The 24126-nt window shown below is 42.2% G+C and carries 18 protein-coding genes; 5 read left to right on the top strand and 13 right to left on the bottom strand.

Translation table 11 applies throughout. From position 1 onward, the window contains the following. Window positions 1-59: 59 nt before the first annotated feature. The 8 genes from LLW17_RS02530 to LLW17_RS02495 all read right to left on the bottom strand — a co-directional run bounded on the left by LLW17_RS02530 (window position 60) and on the right by LLW17_RS02495 (window position 7731). Window positions 60-2135 (bottom strand): DUF5686 family protein, encoded by a 2076-nt coding sequence (locus tag LLW17_RS02530; protein WP_228228694.1) that lies wholly within the window; start codon window positions 2133-2135, stop codon window positions 60-62. Between the two features lie 180 nt (window positions 2136-2315). After that, window positions 2316-2879: a ribosome recycling factor gene (gene frr, locus LLW17_RS02525; protein ID WP_228228693.1), complete on the bottom strand. Its 564-nt coding sequence runs from the start codon at window positions 2877-2879 to the stop codon at window positions 2316-2318. Window positions 2880-2989: 110 nt separating this feature from the next. After that, window positions 2990-3697: a UMP kinase gene (pyrH, locus tag LLW17_RS02520; RefSeq protein WP_099644638.1), complete on the bottom strand. Its 708-nt coding sequence runs from the start codon at window positions 3695-3697 to the stop codon at window positions 2990-2992. Window positions 3698-3818: 121 nt separating this feature from the next. After that, window positions 3819-4784 (bottom strand): translation elongation factor Ts, encoded by a 966-nt coding sequence (gene tsf, locus LLW17_RS02515; protein WP_228228692.1) that lies wholly within the window; start codon window positions 4782-4784, stop codon window positions 3819-3821. A 95-nt stretch (window positions 4785-4879) separates the two neighbouring features. After that, window positions 4880-5668, bottom strand: coding sequence for a 30S ribosomal protein S2 (gene rpsB / locus LLW17_RS02510; protein WP_228228691.1), 789 nt, complete (start codon window positions 5666-5668; stop codon window positions 4880-4882). 191 nt (window positions 5669-5859) lie between these two features. Then, window positions 5860-6246, bottom strand: a complete 387-nt coding sequence (rpsI, locus tag LLW17_RS02505; protein WP_228228690.1) for a 30S ribosomal protein S9 — start codon at window positions 6244-6246, stop codon at window positions 5860-5862. After that, window positions 6247-6702 (bottom strand): 50S ribosomal protein L13, encoded by a 456-nt coding sequence (gene rplM, locus LLW17_RS02500; protein WP_228228689.1) that lies wholly within the window; start codon window positions 6700-6702, stop codon window positions 6247-6249. Window positions 6703-6909: 207 nt separating this feature from the next. After that, the gene (locus LLW17_RS02495; RefSeq protein ID WP_228228688.1) at window positions 6910-7731 is read right to left on the bottom strand and encodes a DUF3667 domain-containing protein; all 822 of its coding nucleotides are present in this window, start codon (window positions 7729-7731) and stop codon (window positions 6910-6912) included. A 426-nt stretch (window positions 7732-8157) separates the two neighbouring features. Here LLW17_RS02495 and LLW17_RS02490 point away from each other — a divergent pair, with 426 nt between their 5' ends. Both LLW17_RS02490 and LLW17_RS02485 read left to right on the top strand, forming a co-directional pair. Then, window positions 8158-11223, top strand: a complete 3066-nt coding sequence (locus LLW17_RS02490; RefSeq protein WP_228228687.1) for a SusC/RagA family TonB-linked outer membrane protein — start codon at window positions 8158-8160, stop codon at window positions 11221-11223. Between the two features lie 38 nt (window positions 11224-11261). After that, window positions 11262-12815 carry a RagB/SusD family nutrient uptake outer membrane protein gene (locus LLW17_RS02485; RefSeq protein WP_228228686.1) on the top strand — a complete coding sequence of 518 codons (1554 nt, stop codon included), beginning with the start codon at window positions 11262-11264 and terminating at the stop codon, window positions 12813-12815. A gap of 93 nt (window positions 12816-12908) precedes the next feature. On the opposite strand, the gene polA is transcribed toward LLW17_RS02485, so the two are convergent. Then, window positions 12909-15761, bottom strand: coding sequence for a DNA polymerase I (gene polA, locus LLW17_RS02480; protein WP_228228685.1), 2853 nt, complete (start codon window positions 15759-15761; stop codon window positions 12909-12911). A 106-nt stretch (window positions 15762-15867) separates the two neighbouring features. Between polA and LLW17_RS02475 the strand changes: the two genes are divergently transcribed. Both LLW17_RS02475 and LLW17_RS02470 read left to right on the top strand, forming a co-directional pair. Further along, complete coding sequence (locus LLW17_RS02475; RefSeq protein ID WP_228228684.1) at window positions 15868-16176, top strand: hypothetical protein; 309 nt, start codon at window positions 15868-15870, stop codon at window positions 16174-16176. Between the two features lie 130 nt (window positions 16177-16306). Next, window positions 16307-17794 (top strand): hypothetical protein, encoded by a 1488-nt coding sequence (locus LLW17_RS02470; protein WP_228228683.1) that lies wholly within the window; start codon window positions 16307-16309, stop codon window positions 17792-17794. Window positions 17795-17850: 56 nt separating this feature from the next. On the opposite strand, the gene odhB is transcribed toward LLW17_RS02470, so the two are convergent. Then, the gene (gene odhB / locus LLW17_RS02465) at window positions 17851-19143 is read right to left on the bottom strand and encodes a 2-oxoglutarate dehydrogenase complex dihydrolipoyllysine-residue succinyltransferase (RefSeq protein WP_228228682.1); all 1293 of its coding nucleotides are present in this window, start codon (window positions 19141-19143) and stop codon (window positions 17851-17853) included. 48 nt (window positions 19144-19191) lie between these two features. Then, the gene (locus tag LLW17_RS02460) at window positions 19192-21966 is read right to left on the bottom strand and encodes a 2-oxoglutarate dehydrogenase E1 component (protein ID WP_228228681.1); all 2775 of its coding nucleotides are present in this window, start codon (window positions 21964-21966) and stop codon (window positions 19192-19194) included. Between the two features lie 163 nt (window positions 21967-22129). Here LLW17_RS02460 and LLW17_RS02455 point away from each other — a divergent pair, with 163 nt between their 5' ends. Then, complete coding sequence (locus LLW17_RS02455; protein WP_228228680.1) at window positions 22130-22645, top strand: hypothetical protein; 516 nt, start codon at window positions 22130-22132, stop codon at window positions 22643-22645. On the opposite strand, the gene LLW17_RS02450 is transcribed toward LLW17_RS02455, so the two are convergent. Both LLW17_RS02450 and LLW17_RS02445 read right to left on the bottom strand, forming a co-directional pair. After that, on the bottom strand, window positions 22629-22964 hold the full coding sequence (locus tag LLW17_RS02450; protein ID WP_228228679.1) for a hypothetical protein: 336 nt from the start codon (window positions 22962-22964) through the stop codon (window positions 22629-22631). The two genes, LLW17_RS02455 and LLW17_RS02450, sit on opposite strands and share 17 nt — an antisense overlap. A gap of 2 nt (window positions 22965-22966) precedes the next feature. Then, the gene (locus LLW17_RS02445; RefSeq protein ID WP_228228678.1) at window positions 22967-23941 is read right to left on the bottom strand and encodes a polyprenyl synthetase family protein; all 975 of its coding nucleotides are present in this window, start codon (window positions 23939-23941) and stop codon (window positions 22967-22969) included. Between the last annotated feature and the right edge of the window lie 185 nt (window positions 23942-24126).

Genomic DNA, 24126 nt, shown 5'->3' with positions numbered 1-24126 from the left:
ATTTTAGCGCAAAGCAACAGGAAAAGAGGTGCTGCTAACAGCCAAAAGTGTTGATTGAATCACAATTGGAGATTGAAGGTGAATTTAAAAGCAAGATTGTCTGCAGTTCCGGGCAAATGATACGCTCCATATCTGTAGGTCAGACTGATACCAAAACCAAAGAGAATCTTATTGATCTCCAGGCCAGATTCGGTATAGCCTTTATTCAACCTGCCGAAACTAACATCCTGATGCCTTTCCATATTTGAAATATCACCTATAGCATAGCGTGTAATCAAAACCATTTCAGGTTTAAACTTTTCGCCTAAATCTAAAGGTCGCAAGCGATGTTTGATTTGCAAAGTCGCGAGACGATCTGAAAAGAACTCCCCAAAATACATCGTTTCAAAACTGTTTACCCCGGCCACCGAAAAGCGCTGCATTACCGTTTCTTTAGTTGGCGCATTCGGGTAAGCGTGAAATAAATGCGTTAGTGGCACCTCTCCAAAAGCCATCTTCCCCTCGATTAAAAATTCGGTGGTTGATTTATTAAGTCGTTCTACCTGATAAAAAAACTTGGCGCCTAAACGGGTGAAGTCAAAATCTCCATTAAGCAAGCCTGAGATTCCTCTGGAAACCTGTGCGGTTACCTTAGGATAGCCATCATAAATCTCAACCGTACCTTTTTCAGAGCGCATAATTTTGCTGGAAGGGCTCCAACGCAATCCAAAAGTAGCTTCGGTGATGTCGTATTCGCTATACGATTCATCATCGAGCACAAAGGTATAATCCTGAGTTTGCAGCACGTTTGTCTTGGCAAACTGAAACTCCGAAAGGATTTTTGGCGTGATTTGATATTCCTGATTCAGTCTTAGGGTTTTGTAGTCAAAAAACTGGGTGATGTTGACCAGCCGGGGCTCGAAAAGCGAATAGACACGACGGTCTGTAAGGTAATTGAAGCTTCCCACTTCCTGTAAATCGTCGTTGTAAGTGAGACTTAGCCATGCACCGTGCGATTTGTTGAGCATAATACCGCCACCTATACCGTATTTCCAGGTATGGTCTTTAAAACCATATGCAGTATAGCCTTCCAGCCGGAAACGCTCACTAAAATCGGCATTGGTGACGCCGCCCAAGCCCAGGCGCAAACCTTCGTAATTGTTGAATTTAACCGGATAGGTCAGATCAAAATCAAAGAAATCAAGCGTGTAATAACCGATCCCGAAATTGTTAATGACTGCGAGGCGACGCTCAATATTTTCAGTCTTGACAACATCATTCAGGTATTTAAAACTGTTCAAATCCCGCTGGGAAAGAGCCTGATCGCGGTATTCTTCCCAAAACGTTTCCGGTTTTGAGCCTGCATCTTCCAGTACTTCGATTGCCAGATTGGGGTGTGTGATTTTTTCGCTTTGCGAAAAGTTAAAAGCCGAATTGTACGAGGTAGATAAGAGATAGCGCCCTTCAATTGCTTCCTTAACCGGACTGTTTTCTAGCGTTCCTACGGAAATTTTACCTCTGAAAAAAGAAAGGCGTTTTGAAGTATCGCCTTTTTCGATGTACAGCTTATTGGACGCCGGCATATAAATATCCTCCTGTGCAAAGTAGCGGTATTCCTGCTCAATACGGGCTATCAATTCATCCTGAATCGCAATTTGCATTTTTTGAATGGCAAGCGTTTGAGCATCCAGATATAAAACTCCGCTCAGACCGGGAATGGTTTCAGGTCGCTGCGGCCAAAACTCGATCATCAAACTCGACCGGTTTAGAATCATGGTATCTTTTACAAAAGCGTAGTAGTAATTTTTGAGTCCGCGGGTAGATAAAGGGCCGGCGTAGCGGTAATTAAAAATCTCGTAATCTTCATCGTAAAATGAGCGGGATTGCAGGGTGATTCCCAAAACCTCATAACGCGGCTCAGTAAAACCGGCCATGTTAAACCCCAAAACTTCTTCCTTAAAACCAGCAGTCTCATCGTATTGATTTTCTGAAACCTTCTCTGCAAAAAAGGCGTGCGCATTGTTCTCGCGCTCGAGCGAATCGGTAATAATTGTTTTCTCGTACGTGGTATAACTAAAATACGGTAGTGCCTGCTGTGGATTGTTTTTTGAACGATTGGCAATCGCCTTTTTAATCACTGAATCTGTATAGGTCATTTGCTGTTGCGCAAAGCCAGAAGCCAGGCAGAGAGCAAAAAAAGAGCAAAAAAATAGGATTTTATGCATTACAGAACGGGCAGATTAGTGTGCATTACAGAGTGTAATTCAAGCCAAATGTCTAAAATTAGGATAAAAAAAGCGACCCTTGGGTCGCTCTTAGGAGTAGTTTAACGTCTGTTATACGGTAAGAATTTCTTTTTCCTTTACCGCAAGCAGCTCGTCTATTCTTTTAATATGAATATCGGTAAGCTCCTGAACATCTACTTCGGCATTACGGCATAAATCTTCTGCCAGACCTTCTTTCTCGAGTTTTTTAATCTCATTATTGGCATTCTTACGATCGTTACGCACCCCGATTTTAGAATCTTCGGCTTCTGCTTTGGCTTGTTTTACCAGGTCTTTACGACGTTCTTCAGTAAGTGGCGGTACGTTGATGATCACACTCTCCCCGTTATTCATTGGGTTAAAACCCAGGTTTGAGTTCATAATCGCCTTTTCAATTTCAGGAATCATCGCTTTTTCCCAGGGCTGAATAGACAACGTACGACCATCCGGAGTGTTTACGTTGGCCACCTGCGTAAGCGGAGTCTGGCTGCCGTAATAGTCAACCATCACACTACCCACCATCGACGGACTGGCCTTACCTGCGCGAATGTTTGCAAATTGCTTCTTCAGGTGAACGATGGCATTTTCCATCGCTTCTTTAGCCTCGTCTAGTATAAATTGAATGTCTTCGTTCATAGCTTTTAGAATTTTAGCTTTTTAAAAAAACCAGTCAAAAATAGTAAAATCATTTTGGTAATAACCGCTGCGCAAAAAAATGCACGGTTTTTAATTCGTGATTTGGCCTGTTAGAGGTTTACGGTAGTACCTATGTTTTCGCCCTCAACCACTTTAAGCAGATTGCCCTGTTTGTTCATATCAAAAACGATAATAGGCAATTCATTTTCCTGACTTAATGTGAATGCTGTGGTATCCATTACTTTCAGGCCTTTTTGCAGCACATCTTCAAAACTGATGAAGTCAAACTTCACGGCTTTGCTGTCTTTCTCCGGATCACTGGTATAAATACCGTCTACACGGGTTCCTTTAAGGATCACGTCTGCATTGATTTCTATAGCGCGCAATACCGCAGCAGAATCGGTTGTAAAATACGGGTTACCCGTACCCCCACCAAAAATCACCACACGTCCTTTTTCCAAGTGACGTATCGCACGACGGCGGATAAACGGCTCTGCCACTTCATTTATTTTTATAGCACTTTGCAGACGGGTTTGAATACCGGCTTCTTCAAGGGCGCTTTGTAAGGCCAAACCGTTGATTACGGTTGCCAGCATCCCCATATGATCGCCCTGCACGCGGTCCATCCCGCGGCTGGCACCGGCTACGCCTCTAAAGATGTTTCCGCCACCAATTACGATAGCCACTTCTACGCCTTTATCTAAAACACTTTTGATCTCATCTGCATATTCTGCTAAACGATCGGGGTCAATGCCGTACTGGCGTTTTCCCATTAATGCTTCACCTGATAATTTGAGTAGAATGCGCTTGTATTGCATGGCTGTAGAAAATTTTGGGCAAATATACGGTTAATTAGGCTTGTGGTAAAAGGGGTAATTGCAAACAAAAAAAGGCCGCCAATTGGCAGCCTTCTTAATTATATAATTTCGTCTAAACGAATTAAGCCAAGCTTACACGCTTAAAGCCTACAACTTCTGCATCACCCTGATCTTTTACGTACTGAGCAACATTCTTGCTGTCGTCCATAATAAATACCTGGTCTAGTAATGCTTTCTCATTGTCAAGGGTAGTGTTGTCTGCAACAAAACGCTCTAACTTACCGGGAACGATACGATCCCAGATTTGCTCAGGCTTGCCTTCTGCCTTCAACTCTTCTTTGATATCTGCTTCTGCCTTAGCCATAACTTCAGGAGTTAACTGAGACATAGAGATGTAAAGCGGTACGTTCTTTTTGGTTTTACCTAAACGTCCCAGCTCTTCATTTTCTTTTTCGATAGCTGCGATACGCGCTTCGGTTTCGTTAGCTACAAATTCAGGATCAAAATCTTTGTAAGACAACGTGGTTGCACCCATAGAAGCAACCTGCATAGATACTACTTTCGCAGTTTCTTCAGCATTGTCAGTAGCTTTAGAAAGACCGGTCAACGCACCGATTTTGTTTCCGTGCACATAAGAACCAACGAAAGGAGCTTCAAGCACTTCAAAACCGCCGATTTCTAATTTCTCACCGATAACACCGGTTTGCTCAATTAGTTTTTCAGAAACGGTCATTCCACCAAAATCTGCTTCAAGGAATGATTCTTTTGAGTCGTGGTTGATTGCGATTTCACCCAATTTTGTAGCCAATTCTACGTAGGTATCATTTTTCGCAACAAAGTCGGTCTCACAGTTTAAAGAAAACACCACACCTTTATTGTTAGCGTCGTTGATTTTTGCCACAACAACACCTTCGCTTGAATCGCGATCTGCACGCTTTTCAGCAACTTTCTGACCTTTCTTACGAAGTACAGCAATTGCTTTGTCAAAATCCCCGTCTGCCTCTACCAATGCATTTTTACAATCCATCATACCGGCACCGGTAGCCTGTCTTAGTTTATTTACTTCTGCGGCTGTTATTTTTGCCATGTTATTTACGTTTTATGAGTTAAAACAAAAGTCGCTTAGTTTAGTGCAGAATGCAATATACTAAACGACTTCAGCTATTATCAAATTGTTAAATACTATTCTTCTTCGTCGCTAGTTACTGCTTTAGCTTTTTTAGCTTTTGCAGGCTTGTCAGCTTTTTTAACTTTTGGCTTATCGTCTTTGTCTTTGTTTGCTTTACGCTCAGAAAGACCTTCTTCGATAGCGTCTGCTACGTTAGCGATGATTTTCTCAATAGATTTAGAAGCATCGTCATTAGATGGGATGGCGAAGTCAACCTGACGTGGGTCTGAGTTGGTATCTACCATCGCAAAGATTGGAATGTTTAATTTTTGAGCTTCTTTAATCGCAATGTGTTCACGCTTGATGTCAACTACAAATAAAGCTCCCGGAAGACGTGTCATATCTTCGATAGAACCTAAGTTCTTCTCGAGTTTGTCACGCATACGGTTCATTTGTAATTGCTCTTTTTTAGACAAGCTGTCAAAACGACCATCCTGCTTCATACGGTCTACGGTCTGCATTTTCTTAACCGCTTTACGTATGGTTACAAAGTTGGTTAACATACCACCCGGCCAGCGCTCTGTGATGTAAGGCATCTTAGCACGGCTTGCGTGATCTGCAACAATTTCTTTTGCTTGTTTTTTGGTAGCTACAAAAAGTATTTTTCTACCTGAAGCTGCGATTTTACTAAGTGCTTCTGAAGCCTCAGCAAGTTTTGCAGCTGTTTTGTACAGATTTATGATGTGAATACCATTGCGCTCCATATAGATATATGGTGCCATGTTAGGATCCCATCTTCTGGTTAGGTGACCAAAGTGTACACCAGCATCCAGTAAATCCTTTACATTTTCTGTTTTTGCCATTTTAAAATTCGTTTACGTTCCCGTTGTAGTAGCAATAGTTAAGTGGTTGGTTTTAAACCGCGCCTTAGCTATTTAGATGCTAAACTCATTTCCCGACGTATCGGGACAAGGACATTTATTAAATTAATTTCTTTTTGTTTTCAAAAACCAGACGGAAAATAAAATCCGCAAGGATTGAAAAACACGTTTTCTTAACGTTTTGAGAATTGGAATTTCTTACGCGCTTTCTTCTGACCGAATTTCTTACGCTCTACCATTCTTGGATCTCTGGTCAATAAACCTTCAGGCTTAAGGATAGCTCTGTTCTCTGCGTCTACTTCGCACATTGCTCTGGAAAGAGCAAGACGTACAGCTTCTGCCTGACCGGTAATTCCGCCACCGTATACATTTACTTTAACGTCAAAGTTTTTGTCATTCTCAGTCATTACTAATGGCTGGTGTACTTTGTACTGTAAAGTTCCTGTAGTAAAGTAGTCTTTAAGATCACGCTTGTTAATGGTGATGTTACCAGAACCAGGAGCTAAATAAACACGAGCAACGGCGGTCTTTCTACGACCAATTTTGTGAATTACTTCCATTTACTTGAGTTCGTTAATGTTGATTACTTTAGGTTTTTGCGCTTCCTGCCCGTGATCTGCACCGGCATAAACCTTTAAATTGCGATAGATCGCTGCACCTAATTTGTTTTTAGGCAACATACCTTTTACTGCATTTTCAACAAGACGCGCAGGGTCTTTGCTGTACATTTCTTTTGCAGTTAGGCTTCTTTGACCACCAGGATAACCCGTATGACGGATGTAAGATTTAGAATCCCACTTGTTTCCTGTTAAGTTGATTTTAGAGGCATTGATAACAATTACATTGTCTCCGCAATCAACGTGTGGTGTGTAGTTAGGCTTGTACTTTCCGCGCAAAAATTTTGCAACGATAGTAGACATGCGACCCAACGTTTGTCCTTCAGCATCAATAACAACCCACTCCTTATTAACGGTGTTCTTGTTGGCAGATACTGTTTTGTAACTTAATGTGTCCACACTGTTTTATTTAATTATTAAACATTCCATTTCCTGCTCCCGCGCTCACGCGTGAAAACAGGGCTGCAAATGTACAATTATATATTGATTTGACAAACGGGGCTTTGACTTAATTTTAAGACCTTAATCAGTTTGATTGTCAATACTCTATAAGACCCGTTTTAAAGAAGAATAAAAACCGGAGTACAGTCAAAAGGAATTTGAAGCCTAACCGGCGTTTTGATTGGCCAGTTCTACAAAAACATTAGGATCAGTTATAAACAAGACTGCTAATACAATTAGTACAAGAGCTACATACCAAAAAAGAAGAATTGCCAAGAAAAACAACGTACGCAGTAGAATACCCTTTACGCTCAATGTATAAAGGCGTTTAAAAATATATACATTATAAATGATATAAAGGGGAATAGTTAGCAACCCGAAAAGCAGGTAATTCATCCCCGTAATCAAAAAAACAATCCCAAGGATAGATCCCAAAATAGACAAATGGGAATAGCTATACATTTGAATAATTAAGTGCTCCGTATAGTTATGTTTCTTCAAAGTAAGAAACGTGAGCCAACCCATAAATGCCAATATTGGAATGGTCGAAAACATCACGACGGGTTGATATTCCATCGTTGAATTCTGAATCATTTCAGTTAACGCATTATTCTGACCATCCAAAGAACTCATCTCTTTAATGATATCAGGATAAAAACGCTTCAGTACAAATACCTGAAATCCCGAAATAGTAATCGCAATGGTAAAATAGCTAAAGGCATCGAGATATCTTTTGCGCAGGCCCGCGAGAAAACCACCAATAACTGCTTCCGGCTTCAAGAACAAATCTTTAAATGTGCGCAGAAATCTATTGTCTAAATTGAATATACGCTCTCCCGCTTCGTGCATCACCCGCCGAACCGTAAAGCGCTCTTCGATTTTTTTTGCTCCGCAGCCTCGACAAAAATGATCTTCGTTGTCAAACTGCATGCCGCAGTTGAGACAGGTATCTATAGGCTGAAAAGTTATTTGATTTGCAGGTAACATACTAGAATTATTTAAAACACTATTTCTGATTAAAGATCATTCTCTTCCACCAAAAAAAGCAACAATCAATCCTTGGCCAGACATAAAATATGTCTTCCCTTTATACCAATCAAAAATATAAATTAAACCAACTGCCTACCCTCCAAAAAAACACTAGTGAGAAAGAGCCTGCAACATTTAGACTACCGATGTATTCAATTTCTTCAAAAAAAAGCCAAAAACACATCCCTTTACACAAAAGTGTTATCAATACACTAATTATTAATTATTGAAATTTCATTAAAAAAAAAGGCTTTTTTAATAATTATTATTAAAAAACCAAAATATCGAAATCAATTTTTATGAATATTCAGTAATAATACACCTGACTGATTATTTAATAATCATTTAACTTAATTTCCGATTTATAACCAAAATTAATATTAAATGATAAAAAATTTATTTTTTATGATTTTGTTCAGCTTAAGTATGGCAGCTTTTGCTCAACAAAAAACCGTTACCGGAACTGTTACAACAGCTACCGGTATGCCCCTCCCGGGAGTTAGTGTAGTTGTAAAAGGCACCACTAGCGGAACACAAACCGATTTTGACGGAAACTATTCGATCCAGGTAGAATCAGGTCAAACGCTTGTCTTTTCTTATGTTGGTTTTGAAAAAAAGGAAACCACTGTAGGCGCTCAAAACCTAATAAACGTAACACTTCAAGAAGACACCGAAGCGCTTGATGAAGTTGTTGTTGTAGGTTACGGTGTTCAGCGCAAAAGAGACTTAACAGCATCAATCTCTCAGGTAAAAGGAGAAGACATCTCCAATTTGGTGACTTCAAGCTTTGATCAGCAACTAGCTGGCCGCGCTGCGGGTGTGCAGGTAACCACGCAATCTGGTATTATTGGGGAAACCCCTCGTTTTAGAATTCGAGGTATAGCTTCGATCACGTCAGGTACATACCCATTATTTGTAGTGGACGGAGTTCCTATTTACACCGGCGATCTTGGAGGTTATGCATCAAATAACGCCCTTGGAGATATCAACCCAGCCGACATTGAGTCTATAGAAATTCTCAAGGACGGATCTGCAACAGCGATTTACGGTTCACGCGCAGCAAATGGAGTAGTTCTTATCACCACCAAAAAAGGAAAAGAAGGTCGCATTGCTACCAATTACAACATGACAACCGGCTTTGCAAGACCTGTTAATAAATTTAGTTTATTGGGAGCAAATGATTTTGTGACCATTTCAAACGAAAAAAGATCCAATCGTGGACAGTCTGATTGGGCTGCCGGGACAGAATTCAATACAGACTGGCAGGATCTGGTTTTGAACGACAACGCTTTCCAACAAGATCATAACCTTTCCTTTACCGGAGGTACAGAATTTTTAAAATACTATTTATCTATAGGCTATACCGAACAGGAAAGTATTGCCAGACCTAACGAATTTAAACGCTTTAGCTACCGCGCAAATTTGGAACAAAAAATCAAGGACTGGGTATCTGTAGGCGTTAATGCTGGACTTACTCAATCTGAATATTTTGGGCTGAATACCGGAACCAACTCCCTATCAGGAAATATTTTCAATGCTACCCGTCAGCACCCTAACGTATCTCCATATGATCCTAACGACCCAACGGGATATAATTTAGATGACACATTTCCTGACCGCATGGGACGTGGTTCAAACCTGGAAACAGTAGGTGACAACATTCCAAATATTATTTTTGCCATCGAGAATAACGAATATTTCTCAAAAATCAACCGCTTAATCGGTAATGTATATGCAGATATTAAACCTATATCATCCGTTAATTTTAGAACTCAGGTAAGTATTGATAAAGCCAACACAAATGGCTTCCTTTTCTGGAGCCCAATTCATGGTGATGGTAATGGTTCAAACGGGCGTGTTCAAAGCAATAATACTGATTTAACCCGTTGGAACTGGCAAAATATTTTGAGCTATAACCAAACTTTTGCAGAGGCTCACAATGTATCCTTTACAGCTGTTAGCGAATACCAAAAACAAAGAAATCAAAGCTTCTTTGCTACAGGAACAGATTTAAGTAATGAATTTTTCGGTAAAGCTTTAGTAAGTGGTTCATATGGCGTCCAGGGATCTGGCGGTGGCTTGACTGAAAATGGCTTCATTTCCTTTGCCGGCAGATTAAACTATAATTACAAACAGCGCTATTATATTCAGGGAACTCTTAGAAGAGACGGTTTATCCTCATTACCTACCACAACCCGTTGGGGTACTTTTCCCGGAGCCTCATTTGGATGGACTATGAGCAACGAAGAATTTTTAAAAAACAGCGATGTTATTACAGATCTTAAACTGAGAGGATCTTATGGAAAAGTAGGAAATGTTGACATAGGCAATTATCCATACCTCGGACTGTATTCCCCAGCTCGTTATGCAGATAATAATGGTATAGCTTACAGTCAGTTTGGAAATAATAGCTTAAGATGGGAAACTAGCATTAAATATGATGGAGGTATTGATTTAGGACTATTTCAAAACAGATTTACACTTACAGCGGATTATTTCATAAATAAAACAGAAGATCTTATTCTTCAGGTTGAAACTCCACAGTCTTTCGGTATCCCTGGTAACAGTTATAATGCAAATATTGGAAATATTGAGAACAGTGGATTGGAATTTGCCGCTACTGCCCGGCTACTTGATAACGCTTTTAAATGGGAAGTATCAGCCAACGTTTCTTTTATAGACAACGAAGTTATAACTCTTGTTGATGGCGCTGACCGAATTAGCACTAATACAATTGTGAGAGAAGGCGAACCTATTAATTCTATTTATGGAATACGTTACTACGGTACAAACCCACAGAATGGAAACCCTGTTTATTATAAAGCAGATGGTAGCTTGGTACAGGGACTCTTACCCGGGGCCTCTTATGCAGTATTTGACCCCAACAACCCCGCAGACGTTTCTCAAGCTTCTTCTCTAAGCGCTGCTGATGATCGCGTTGTTTTAGGACAATCGCTTCCGAAATACTTCGGAGGTTTTAATTCAAATATGAACTTCAAAAACTTTGATTTAGGCTTTTTATTTAGATTTAGTGGAGGTAACAAGATCTTCAATGCTACACGCAGAGATTTATTAAACCAAAACTTTACCAATAATAGCACTGAGATACTAGGAAGATGGCAAAGTGTTGAAAACCCCGGAGATGGGTGGACACCTAGACTGTATGCCAGCACAAACACGACTACAAACCTCACTTCTTTAGCTACTTCAAGGTTCTTGGAAGATGGAGATTTTATTAAACTTGACAACATCACTTTAGGCTATACCTTCCCTACTGAGACTATAGAAAGACTTGGACTTTCCAGATTTAGGCTTTATCTGCAAGGACAAAACCTTTGGATCATCACAGACTATTCCGGGTTAGACCCTGAAATGGAATCTGCTGGGGTTGATCTGAACGGAACACCAAGGTCTAGTGTATTCTCGTTCGGACTTAACGTTGGATTCTAAAAATCAACATCATGAAAAGAAATAAAACAATAACGAAAATGAATTATAAATTAAAAAGTATTTCTGTCGCCATAGGATTGCTGCTTGTTTTGGCAGGTTGTAACGACGACAACTTGCTTAATCTAGAGCCGTACAATGACATCTCAGAAAATGCAGCCTTTTCAACTGCTGATCTAGTGGCACTTTCGGTAACCGGTATGTATAATGGTGCTCAAAGAGGAGATTATAACGGACAGGGAAGAGGTTACCCTTTTGGAGCCGCCTTTGTACAACAGGGTGACAATCGTGGGGAAGATGTGGTAAACGTAGCTACATTCTACCAATTAACCTATACGGCAACGTATGACCCTACAACTGCAAACAACGTGTTTTACTGGAGTGACACCTATCGAATGATTAACCGTACCAATATTGTGATTGAAGGTGTTGCTAGAGCATTGGAAAATGAAATTTTGACTCCTGAAGTTGCCCAAATTTACACAGGCGAAGCTAAATTTTTAAGAGCTGCAGGACATTTAGAGCTCTTGTTCCATTTTGCCAGACCTTATAATGACACTCCGGATGCAAGCCATTTGGGCGTTCCTTATCGTGATTTCGCAATTAACAGTATAGAAACCTTAGCAGCTGCTGAAGCTCAAGGTCGTAATACAGTTGCAGAATGCTATCAGCGTATTATTCAGGATTTAAATGATGCCGAAGCTGCTCTTCCTGCCGCAGGTGATCGTGCAGACGCACGTCAGGCTATTACCCGCGCTACCAAAGAAGCTGCAATAGCTTTCAAAACCAGAGCTTATCTGCATATGCGCAATTGGCCAATGGTAATTCAAGAGGGTGTAAAGCTCAATTCTAGATTTAGCCTTACAGACACACCTAATGGGCCTTTTGCTGGCGGATACGGGAATACAGAATCTATTTTTTCAATTGAAAATTCTGCTGTAAACAATCCCGGAGTGAATGCCGCATTAGCCTCACAGTATAACCGTCGTGGACTGGTTGTAATTAGCCCCATTATTTGGAGGAACCCTTCCTGGCTTGCCGATGATCTAAGACGTGAAGAAGGTACCTTAATTACCACAAGATCTGGAGTTAAGTATACTAATAAATATAAAGATCCTGTGAATTACACTGATCCCTCTCCTGTAATTCGTTATGCCGAAGTTCTTCTTAACATGGCTGAAGCCTATGCCAGAACCAATGCTTCAGGCAATGCTCTAACTGCTCTTAACCGTGTGAGAAACCGTTCTTTGGCAGACCCGGCTACACAAGCTTATGTGGCTGCTGATTTTGCAACTCCTGCGGCCTTGGTAAATGCCATCATAACTGAGAGAAGAATTGAATTTGTAATGGAAGGAAGACGCTGGCCAGATATTCATCGTTTGCAAAAAGATGATCTGGCTCCTATCGCCGGTATTCCTCAAAAAGTTGCTAATGGAACTCCACCTGCCGCTTCTTACACCTTAGGCACAGCTTACAACGGTCCTTATGGAGTAGATCCTGTACCGTATAATGATTTTCGCTTTCTGTGGCCAATACCTCAGCAGGAAATCAACAATAACCCTACCCTTGCTGCTCAACAAAATCCAGGGTGGTAGTCTCACAAAGATTTTGAGATTATAAATTTGAACTAGCCAAAAAACCCGCTTTAGATACCTAAAGCGGGTTTTAATTTTTATCGCTTTCAAGACTTAATGCGCCTCAAGCCAGTTCTCCCCTACACCCAGCTCTACATCTAAAGGCACATCCATCTTAAAGGCGTTTTCCATTTCAGATTTGATCATGACTTTTACCTGTTCCAATTCGGGTTTGTAGACGTCAAAGACCAATTCATCATGCACCTGAAGCAACATTTTAGTCTGTAGTTTTTCAGCTTTAAGTTTCCTGTGGATGTTGATCATCGCGATTTTGATGATGTCTGCAGCGCTTCCCTGTATGGGCGCGTTTACGGCGTTTCGCTCTGCGGCACCACGCACCACTGCATTGTTGCTGTTGATATCCTTCAAATAGCGACGACGGTCTAGCACCGTGGTAACATAGCCGTTTTCGCGCGCAAAATCTACCTGCTCGCTCATGTAATTGCGTAATTTGGGATAGGTCTTGTAATAGGTGTCAATCAAATCTTTTGACTCGCTTCGGGATAAATCGGTTTGATTGCTGAGCCCAAAAGCCGAAACCCCATAGATAATACCAAAATTTACCGTCTTGGCATTGCTACGCTGCTCGCGGGTCACTTCGTCAATAGGTACATTAAACACTTTGGCCGCGGTTGAAGTGTGAATATCTTCGCCATTTTTAAAAGCCTGCATCATCGTCTCTTCCTGACTTAGGGCTGCGATGATACGCAATTCGATCTGCGAATAATCGGCAGCGAGCAAGACATAATCTTCATTGCGCGGAATAAAGGCTTTACGCACCTGCCGCCCGCGCTCAGTACGGATTGGGATGTTTTGCAGGTTGGGATTGTTTGAACTCAAACGCCCGGTTGCTGCCACCGTCTGCATATAATCGGTATGTACGCGGCCGGTTTTAGGGTTTACCTGTTCGGGCAGGGCGTCTACATAGGTACTCTTCAATTTTGAAAGTCCGCGATAATCCAGCACATGCTGAATGATCTCGTGATCGGGAGCCAGATAGGACAATACATCTTCAGCGGTTGAATACTGTCCCGTACGTGTTTTTTTCGGTTTATCTACCAGTTTAAGTTTGTCGAATAAGATTTCACCCAATTGCTTCGGCGAACCGATATTGAACTCTTCGCCTGCTTCTTTGTAGATCTTTTCTTCCAGCGAAAGGATATCATTGTTAAGTTCTTCCGCCAGACTATTGAGAAATGCTTCATCGAGATTGATTCCTTCAAGCTCCATATCGGCAAGTACCTGCACAAGTGGAATTTCGATCTCGTTAAACAATTTTTGCGTATTAGCCTCGCCCAGTTCCTTTTCAAAATGCTCTTTGAGCTGTAGCGTCACATCTGCATCTTCCACCGCATATTCGGTCTGCTCTTCGAGCGGCACGTCTGCCATCGACTTTTGATTCTTACCCTTTTTACCAATGAGTTCTTCAATAGAAACCGGAGTGTAATTGAGATAGGTTTCGGCCAGCACGTCCATATTGTGACGCATATCGGGATTGATCAGGTAATGCGCAATCATGGTATCAAAGAGTTTTCCTTTGACCTCCACGTTGTATTTTGCCAGAACTTTGATGTCGTATTTTAAGTTTTGGCCTATTTTCTCAATGTTTTCGTCTTCAAAAAACGGGCGTAGTTCTTCAATTAAAGCCTGAGCTTCCTCTTTTTCAGCCGGGAATGGAAGGTAAAATCCTTTGGTTTTTTCCCAACTGAATGCAAGTCCTACCAACTCGGCCTGTAGCGGATCGAGATCAGTCGTTTCGGTATCAAAACACACCGAAGTTTGCTTCATTAGATTCTTCAAAAAGAGCTTGGTCCCCATTCCCGGAGCGACGCTTTGGTAAAAATGCTCGGTATCCTTAATCGTCTTGCGGGTATTGCGTTCTTCGATCTCCATCCCATCGCTTCCGTCTGCAAACAGATTGTATTGCCCGGCTCCTGCGGCGGCAGCTTTTTCAGAAGAAGAAACCAGTTTTTTAGCCGTTTCGGTATTGCTTACAGCGGCACCTGTATCGCTATCGGCTTCGCCGGAAAATATCTTGATAAACTGATCTTTAAGTCTTCGGAATTCGAGTTCGTCAAAAATCTCCTGCACCTTATCGGCATCCGGTTTTGAGAGTTCGAAAGATTCTGCATTGAACTTCACGTCACAATCGGTCATAATCGTCGCCAGCTTGTAGGAAAGTCTACCCAGCTCGGCGCTCTCGATCACCTTTTCTTTCATCTTACCTTTAAGATCATCGGTATTGGCCAGCAAACCTTCGAGTCCGCCATATTCTTTGATGAATTTCTTTGCGGTTTTGTCGCCTACTCCGGGTAATCCCGGAATATTATCAGACGCATCGCCCATCATTCCCAAATAGTCAATCACCTGCTCGGGACGCTCCACCTCAAACTTTTTCTGAACCTCAGGAATCCCCCAAATTTCAATACCATTCCCCATTCGGGCCGGTTTGTACATAAAGATATTTTCAGACACCAACTGCGCATAATCTTTATCTGGAGTTACCATAAAAACCTGATAGCCTTCTTTCTCGGCCTGCTTGGCCAGCGTACCAATCAGGTCATCTGCCTCTACCCCTTCAATCTCCAAACAGGGCACATGCATCGCCTTAAGAATCTGCTGAATGATAGGAACTGCAATACGTATCGCTTCGGGTGTTTCGTCCCGATTGGCTTTATAGTCTTCATACAGCTCTACACGCTCCGAGCTTCCGCCTTTATCAAAAGCAACCGCAAGATGATCGGGCTTCTCGCGTTTAATTACATCAAAAAGCGAATTGACAAAACCCATAATCGCCGAGGTGTCCTGGCCTTTTGAGTTTACCCTTGGGTTTTTAATAAGCGCATAATACCCGCGGAAAATCAAAGCATAGGCATCAAGCAGAAAAAGACGTTTTTGAGTGGACATATATGGAATGTGTTTGGTTCGAAAAATTCAGAACATCAAAAATAGGAATTAGTCTTTTGATATGGGTTTGGTTATCTTAAGCATTTTAAAATTTAGCTGAAAGCTTATGAAAATACCCGAGACCTATGCCGAATTTGAAGATTCACTTCAAACTTCAAAACCAGCCGCAAACTGGCCTGAATCTTTAAAAGCACTTTGGTTTATGGCCAAAGGAGATTGGGAAGCTTCTCACGATATCGCTCAGGACCTGCACACCACAATGGGTAGCCTTATTCACGCACATCTGCACCGGGTGGAAGGCGACGACTGGAATGCGAAATACTGGTATCGGAAGGCGGGGAGAACCCATACAGATATACCCTTTGAAGAAGAGCTTAGAAAGTTGATTGAAGAAGCCCTACAAGGCACTTCTTAAATCCCCTTTACATTTCAGAGATAAAACCCCAACGACCAAAGCATCAAAAACCCCTTGAATTTCAGTATTTTACCCTGCTTAACTAGATTTTGAAGTTGCTACTTTCCCTATTCATAAAAAATACAAGCAAATGGCAACACTACAATCTAGCTGGGCTCCCGAGCCCTTAGACCTTACCGAGTCTTTGAATGATGAAGTATGGACCGGCTCTTATGAAAATCAGATGGAAATTCCCGGTGGATTTCTTTGGGCAAAGAATGATGCAGAATTTTTATATATGGCCGTTGATTTCGTTGAAGACACTCAAAACGACCCCGGTACCGGCGATTATTTCTGGCTCACTTTTGACACCAACCGCAATCGCGCTATAACCCCTAATAGTGATATCAATTACGGAGTTTACCCTAATCAACCCAACAAGATGGGTAAGCAATTGTACTTAGGACCCGGCCGTTGGACAGGCTTACTCAACACTCCTTCTGATTCGGCTTGCAGATACGACTTTGGCGCATCACCAAATTCGACAACGCCTCACCGCATCTGGAAATTGAAATTAGACCTCAGCGAACTCAATGTTAGCCTGGCGACCTGGTGGTATTTGCCCTATACTTTTTTTGGTTTACGTATTCATTCTTCTGCTCCTAATCTCAACTACGATACTCCGGCAAATTTTTACACCTCGTTCAGCAATCTGCATCGTATTCAGTTTTCGAGAAAACCTACTATCGCGCAGTCTTTACAAGGACCCGAAATTGGAAGTGTTGGACTCATCCCTGCTACCCAAATAGATACGACTACAGGAAGGGCGACAACAGCAAGCACTTATTATGTAAAAACAAATAATCACGCCTTTGGCGGAACACTCAACCTTATCGGAAACCGCCTTAAAATGCAGGCTGTATCTGATATGGCCGGCTCGCAATATTACCGCGTTCTACACAGAGAAGGAACCAGCGGAAGTTTTGAAAACTTCACTTCAGGATGGACTAATTACCGCCTTGTAGACACGAACTACATCCCGGTAAACATTGCACCAAACAGCGACGGATATTACTTCTTGTACAACCCGTCGAGCTATGATTTTTCGATAGATGATTTACTGATGCAGTTTGATTCCAGACTTTTAGCAACCGGTTTACATCAATTTCAGGTGGAGTTTTACTCGTATGGCTCGGGAACATATTCAAAAGTTTCAAATGCTATTCAAACATTGACTCTTTATATTGACAATAATGTGCCACAGGTAAGCATTGACGCCATAATGCACGGATCCCAGCAGGTAAACGCCTGCGGAATTGTAAATCTAAATGGTAATACAACCGGTGGTATTAAAGTCAAATTTGATGCTTATGACGGTGAGGGTAATTTGCTAAGCTATAATGTATATGCAAAATACGGCGAGGGTCATACGCAAAGCCTGCGCAGTGCAACGCACGCAGATTCGGGTATCGCACTCTGGCAGGGCGCTAATAACCTCGAGGCTCCGTCAAGCGGTGTTTACATACCGCCGGTTACCTGCGCCTATTCCTTTAATGTTGTCGCTCACGCACGTACCACTAATGGCTACGGACAAATAGGCCACAACAGCGCAAGTAGGTTTATAACCATACTCAAGTAAATAAAAAACGGGTCTCAAATTGAGACCCCGTTTTTTATTAAATGCTATGCCTAAACTTAAAGTTCAAGAGCTTTAAGCACATTATTATCCATCAACAATTCTTCGGGATTTTCCAGCGCTTCTTTAACAGCAACTAAAAAGCCTACCGATTCTTTCCCGTCAATAATACGGTGATCGTAAGAAAGAGCAACGTACATAATAGGTGCAATTGCGATAGCCCCATCTTTAGCGATAGGACGTTCTACGATGTTGTGCATACCTAAAATAGCCGATTGTGGAGGATTGATGATTGGTGTAGAAAGCATACTGCCAAATACTCCACCATTTGTAATGGTAAAGGTACCACCGGTCATCTCATCAACGGTGATCTGACCGTCACGGGCGCGTAAAGCCAAACGCTTCACTTCAGACTCCACACCACGGAAACTGAGGTTTTCGGCATTTCTGATTACCGGCACCATAAGTCCTTTTGGTCCTGATACAGCAATTGAAATATCTTTAAAGTCGAAAGACACCATTTCTTTCTCGTCGATCATCGAGTTTACAGCAGGGTACATATCTAAAGCACGCACACAAGCCAGGGTAAAGAAGGACATAAAGCCAAGACCTACACCGTGCTTAGACTTGAAGTCTTCTTTATATTTTTCGCGAAGCGCAAAAATAGCAGACATATCTACCTCGTTGAAGGTAGTAAGCATCGCGGTTTCGTTTTTCACGGTAACTAAACGCTCTGCTACTTTACGACGCAACATAGACATTTTAGAACGGCTCTCTCCACGGCTTCCGGTTCCCGGAGTACCCATAGAAGGCTTGGCGTTTACCGCATCATCTTTGGTAATACGACCATCACGACCGGTTCCTTTAACGTCTTTAGCATCAATTCCTTTTTCATCCAAGGTCTTTTTAGCCGCAGGCGAAGGTGTTCCTGTCGCGTAGCTCTTTTTATCCTGAGACTGAGACGGAGTGCTTGATTTTGAAGGCTCTTCTTTTTTAGCCTCACCTTTTTCGTTGGTGTCAGCTTTTTCAGAATCTTTTTTAGCAAGTTCTTTTTCGGCATCACCGCCACTACCTTCATCTCCTGAAGCTTTCTTGTCACCACCTCCCGGTTTTGGAGCATCGGTATCAATAAGGCAAACCACTTCACCTACCGCAACTGCATCACCTTCTTCCGCTTTTAGGGTAATTATACCACTTGCTTCTGCAGGCAACTCAAGGGTTGCTTTATCACTGTCTACTTCGGCTATTGCCTGATCTTTTTCAACATAATCCCCGTCTTCTACAAGCCACTGGGCAATTTCAACTTCGGTGATCGATTCTCCCGGTGAAGGGACTTTCATTTCTAAAGCCATAATTCTTCTTTGTTAACTTTTATGCTTTCGCGAAAGCGAAAAATCTTTTTATTGGTTATTTGAGTTTTTGTCAAACACGTCGTCAATAACGCGCTGATGTCTGCGTTTGTAGCGTACAGAACTACCTGCGGCAGGTGCACCATAAAATTTACGACTGCAAATTCTGAATTTCTGAGCCTCCGGTAAATGCATCAACAGGTGCCCGTAAGCCCCCATATTGCGCGGTTCTTCCTGAGCCCAAACCACATCATCTGCATTCTTGTATTTTTCAATAGCCGCTCTGATTTCTTTTTTAGGCAATGGAAATAATTGCTCGACACGCACCAAAGCCACGTCTTCACGGCCCAGTTCTTCACGCTGCGCAAGCAGGTCGTAATAGAACTTTCCGGTTACGAAAACCAGCGTTTTCACCTTTTCTACATCAACCGAATCATCATCAATCGTCATCTGGAAACTTCCGTTTGCCAGTTCTTCTTTCGTAGAAACCACTTTAGGATGTCTTAGCAAACTCTTTGGCGTAAATACGATAAGTGGTTTTCTAAAATTGGTTTTCAGCTGGCGGCGTAACAAATGGTAAAAGTTTGCCGGCGTGGTGCAGTCTGCAACATACATATTATCTACGGCACAAAGCTGTAAATAGCGCTCCATACGTGCCGAAGAGTGTTCTGCTCCCTGACCCTCATACCCGTGAGGCAGAAGCATTACAAGTCCGTTTTGAAGTTTCCATTTGTCCTCAGCGGCAGAGATGTATTGATCTAACATGATCTGCGCACCATTGCTAAAGTCACCAAACTGCGCTTCCCAAATAGGCAGGGTTTGTGGGCTTGCCATGGCATAACCATAATCAAAACCTACAACACCGTATTCTGAAAGCAGCGAGTTGAAAATATAAAAATGACCCTGCTTCCCTTTCAGGTTATTGAGCAGTACGATTTCTTCTTCGCTTTCTTCTACTTTGGTTACCGCGTGACGGTGGGAGAAGGTACCGCGCTCTACGTCCTGACCGGTCATACGCACGTCAAAACCTTCTTTTAACAGCGAACCGTACGCCAATAATTCGGCAAGACCCCAGTCAATTTTATTATCTTCAAAGTACATCGTGCGACGCCCTTCGATAATCTTAACGATCTTACGCATAAACTTTTTACCCTCGGGAAGCTGAGTAATGGTCTCTGCTATTTCCGTCAGGGCATCCAGATCGTAAGTCGTATCTATAGGCTGCATCATCTCATCTTCGGTGGCGGGTTCAAAACCTTCCCACTCATCCTGCATGATTGCGGTGATGCGCGTTGTGTCTTCTTCACGTGATTTTTCAAGCTTTTCTTCGAGCTTCTCTTTATACTCTTCTTCAAGCTTGCTCACATAATTCTCATCGATTATGCCTTGTTTGATAAGCTTTTGGGCATAAATATCCCGGGCATTGTCGTGTTTTGAAATCGCCTTATAGAGTTTAGGCTGCGTAAAACGAGGCTCATCACCTTCGTTATGCCCATATTTACGATAACCCAGCAGGTCTATAAATACGTCGCGGCCAAATTCCATTCTAAAATCTAATGCAAATAGAGAGGCGTGCACCACAGCTTCAGCATCGTCTGCATTTACATGCAGTACCGGTGAAAGCGTAGTTTTTGCCACGTCTGTACAATAGGTTGAAGAACGTGCGTCCAGATAGTTTGTGGTAAAACCAATCTGGTTATTGATCACAATGTGAATGGTACCTTTGGTAGTGTAGCCATCCAGTTGTGCCATTTGTATTATTTCATACACAATACCCTGACCGGCGATTGCAGCATCCCCGTGCACCACGATAGGCAATACCTCGTTAGGCTTGTCAAAATGATGACGGTCTTGTTTTGCCCGTGCAATACCTTCAACCACAGCTCCCACAGTTTCCAGGTGAGATGGGTTTGGGGCGATGTTTATATTGATTTCTTTTCCGTTATCGGTTTTGCGACTTGATGTCCAGCCCAGGTGGTATTTTACGTCTCCGTCAAAAACTTCCTGATCGTAGTCTTTACCGTCAAATTCGCTAAAGATATCCTTTGCGTTCTTGCCGAAAATATTGGTAAGTGTGTTGAGACGACCCCGGTGAGCCATACCCATCACAAACTCTTTAACCCCCCGGTCTGCAGCTGCTTCAATAATCGCATCTACAGCAGGGATAAAACTCTCTCCACCTTCTAAGGAAAAACGCTTTTGCCCTACATATTTGGTATGTAAGAAAGTTTCAAAAGAAACCGCTTCATTGAGTTTTCTTAAGATTTTCTTCTTGGTGTCTGCAGAAAAATCAGGATGGTTGTCATTGACGTTAAGCTTATCCTGAATCCACTGAATTTCTTCAGGCTTTCTGATAAACATATACTCCACACCTATCGAATCGCAATAGATCTTTTCAAGATGGGCTACAATTTCTTTCAGGGTCGAACTGCCAATCCCCAAAATTTCACCGGCTGAAAACGTGGTATCCAAATCGCTCTGGCTGAGTCCGAAATTTTCCAGAGCCAGAGTTGGCGTGTATTTACGACGCTCGCGAACCGGGTTTGTTTTGGTAAACAAATGCCCGCGGGTACGATAGCCGTCAATAAGTTTTACAACCTGAAATTCCTTTTGTAAACGATCGGGGACTGCCTCATGTGCAGGAGCTGCATCAGGCTGCGAGTCAGAGAAGTCTGCGACAATACCGCTTTCTTCAATACCGAAGTCAAAGCCCTGGAAAAATGCTCTCCAGCTAGGCTCCACACTGTCAGGATGTTGGAGGTATTTATCGTAAAGTTCTGCGAAATATGCAGTATTAGCTGCATTGAGAAATGAAAATCTATCCATTTTATATATTAAATCTGTCGATTTTTTAAGCAATAATTGGGCAAAAATACAATATTTACCATCCATTTAGGTGCTGCATTTTCAATTTATACATATCCTTAACATTTAGGAACGCCAGAAAAAACGTATTTTTTCGTATACCGAGTCTTCTTAATCGTAAACTATGAAAATTCTTAACCTCATTTCTGTATTTGTGCTGTGCTTATTCCTGTCTAATGAGAGTCTTAAAGCCCAATCGCTGGAGGCGGGTTTTTGGGACAGGGTGCAATATGGGGGTGGATTTGGGCTTAATTTTGGAAGCAATTATTTTGCCCTAAACGTCGCACCCAGTGCCATTTACAACTTCAACGAATATTTTGCCCTGGGACCCGGACTGAGTTACTCGTACATCAAAAATGGTGCTTTTAAGACTTCGATAACCGGAGGAAGTGTCATTGCACTTTTCAACCCCTTGAGTCAGATTCAGCTTTCAGCCGAACTGGAAGAGTTATACGTAAGTCAAATTCAGGAACTGGACGGCGGAAACCGCAACAGGGATTTTTGGAATACCGCGCTATTTCTGGGAGCCGGTTATCGCAGCGGCCCCATGACATTTGGTGCTCGCTACAACCTGCTGTTTGACGACACTAACGGGATCTATGCCAGTGCCATACAACCCTTTATCAGGGTTTATTTTTAAACGAAATTTTTAAAAGTTCGCGCTCTAAAATCAGAGCACTTACGACCCCGGTAAGTTCGTGCACCTCCATTGGCGGCAGAGCTTTGATTTTTGCTTCGGAAACATCTATGGTGTAAAGCAGGGTAAGGTAGGTTTCAAAATCAGATAAAATCTGATCGTACAGAGTAGCCTGCAGACTACGCGCCAAAGCTTCCGGCTTTATAAGCTCATCAAACTGTTCTGAAAGACCCGCTCTCAGAAAATCCTTATTGAGTTGACTGATCAACGCATCATATAAACCACCGGCTTTTGCCTTCTCTAAAATCGCTATAGCTTCCACCTTTAAACCGTGCGTCGCATCAGCGCGTGCGCAAATTTGCGCAGCACCTCTTTGCCTTCCTCCTTGATTTCCATAGTATCGAGAACGCCCAGTGCACGATGGGTATAGGCTTCTATCTCTTTCTGAATTTTAGCAGCAGCACCAGAATCCTGAAATAATTGCTTAACCGTTTCTATTTTTTCGGAAGGATCCTGCGGATTTACACTAAATAAATGCCGAAGTTGCACACTTTGCTCCGGCTCGAGATCTTCTAAAGCCGTTAGGTATAAGAATGTCTTCTTGTTCTCAATAATATCACCCCCCACCTGTTTACCGAAAGTTTCCGGATCACCAAACGCATCCAGGTAATCATCCTGAAGCTGGAAAGCGATGCCCAGGTCGCGGCCAAACTCGTAAATACGCTCGCAGTTAGACTCTGTAGTCTCTGCCACGATCGCTCCCATTTTAAGAGCGGCACCTACCAGAACGGCTGTTTTGTATTCAATCATTTTGAGATATTCGGGCAGGGTGACGTCATCCCTGCTTTCAAAATCAATGTCGTATTGCTGTCCCTCACAGACTTCAATGGCCGTTTTACTGAATAATTTGGCCAGTTTTCTAAAGGTTTCGCCCTCATAATTCTCAAAAAGCTGATAGGCATTAATCAGCATCGCATCACCCGATAAAATACCGGTGTTGATATCCCATTTTTCATGCACGGTTTCCTGCCCGCGACGTAAGGGTGCATCATCCATAATATCATCGTGTACCAATGAAAAATTGTGAAACACCTCAACGGCCAGCGCTGCATCCAATGCTTTTTTATAATCGCCTTCAAATACCGAAGTAGCCATCAGGGTAAGCACCGGGCGCAAGCGTTTGCCCCCTAACTGCAGGATATAACTTATGGGCTCGTAGAGGTTTTTAGGCTCTTTAGCAGTGATTTTTTGATTGAGATAGTCGGTAAAAAGACGGGTATATTGATCAATTGGCAGCATGCGCGATTTAATTTTCCGCTAAAATAAAACACTCTGAGCGAACACAAACGACAATACTTAAAGAAGGTCTTAAAAGGATTTGTTAAGGAAATATTAAATGTAGAATAAACCGAGGAAACTATTTTAGTTTTTAAAGTTTCCGCCGTAGGTTTGCACGGCAATGAAAGACGAAATTTTAAAACATT

It is taken from the genome of Leeuwenhoekiella parthenopeia (assembly GCF_020782115.1).
GTDB classification, from domain to species: Bacteria; Bacteroidota; Bacteroidia; order Flavobacteriales; family Flavobacteriaceae; genus Leeuwenhoekiella; species Leeuwenhoekiella parthenopeia.
Note: the sequence above shows the minus strand (reverse complement) of the source record. Positions and strands in the feature narration are given on the sequence as shown.

What these genes read in the sequence shown, in the direction of transcription:
- LLW17_RS02530 (WP_228228694.1), bottom strand. Translation starts at nt 2,135, where the DNA reads ATGACCTATACAGATTCAGTGATTAAAAAGGCGATTGCCAATCGTTCA.
- frr (WP_228228693.1), bottom strand. Translation starts at nt 2,879, where the DNA reads ATGAACGAAGACATTCAATTTATACTAGACGAGGCTAAAGAAGCGATG.
- pyrH (WP_099644638.1), bottom strand. Translation starts at nt 3,697, where the DNA reads ATGCAATACAAGCGCATTCTACTCAAATTATCAGGTGAAGCATTAATG.
- tsf (WP_228228692.1), bottom strand. Translation starts at nt 4,784, where the DNA reads ATGGCAAAAATAACAGCCGCAGAAGTAAATAAACTAAGACAGGCTACC.
- rpsB (WP_228228691.1), bottom strand. Translation starts at nt 5,668, where the DNA reads ATGGCAAAAACAGAAAATGTAAAGGATTTACTGGATGCTGGTGTACAC.
- rpsI (WP_228228690.1), bottom strand. Translation starts at nt 6,246, where the DNA reads ATGGAAGTAATTCACAAAATTGGTCGTAGAAAGACCGCCGTTGCTCGT.
- LLW17_RS02495 (WP_228228688.1), bottom strand. Translation starts at nt 7,731, where the DNA reads ATGTTACCTGCAAATCAAATAACTTTTCAGCCTATAGATACCTGTCTC.
- LLW17_RS02490 (WP_228228687.1), top strand. Translation starts at nt 8,158, where the DNA reads ATGATAAAAAATTTATTTTTTATGATTTTGTTCAGCTTAAGTATGGCA.
- LLW17_RS02485 (WP_228228686.1), top strand. Translation starts at nt 11,262, where the DNA reads ATGAATTATAAATTAAAAAGTATTTCTGTCGCCATAGGATTGCTGCTT.
- polA (WP_228228685.1), bottom strand. Translation starts at nt 15,761, where the DNA reads ATGTCCACTCAAAAACGTCTTTTTCTGCTTGATGCCTATGCTTTGATT.
- LLW17_RS02475 (WP_228228684.1), top strand. Translation starts at nt 15,868, where the DNA reads ATGAAAATACCCGAGACCTATGCCGAATTTGAAGATTCACTTCAAACT.
- LLW17_RS02470 (WP_228228683.1), top strand. Translation starts at nt 16,307, where the DNA reads ATGGCAACACTACAATCTAGCTGGGCTCCCGAGCCCTTAGACCTTACC.
- odhB (WP_228228682.1), bottom strand. Translation starts at nt 19,143, where the DNA reads ATGGCTTTAGAAATGAAAGTCCCTTCACCGGGAGAATCGATCACCGAA.
- LLW17_RS02460 (WP_228228681.1), bottom strand. Translation starts at nt 21,966, where the DNA reads ATGGATAGATTTTCATTTCTCAATGCAGCTAATACTGCATATTTCGCA.
- LLW17_RS02455 (WP_228228680.1), top strand. Translation starts at nt 22,130, where the DNA reads ATGAAAATTCTTAACCTCATTTCTGTATTTGTGCTGTGCTTATTCCTG.
- LLW17_RS02445 (WP_228228678.1), bottom strand. Translation starts at nt 23,941, where the DNA reads ATGCTGCCAATTGATCAATATACCCGTCTTTTTACCGACTATCTCAAT.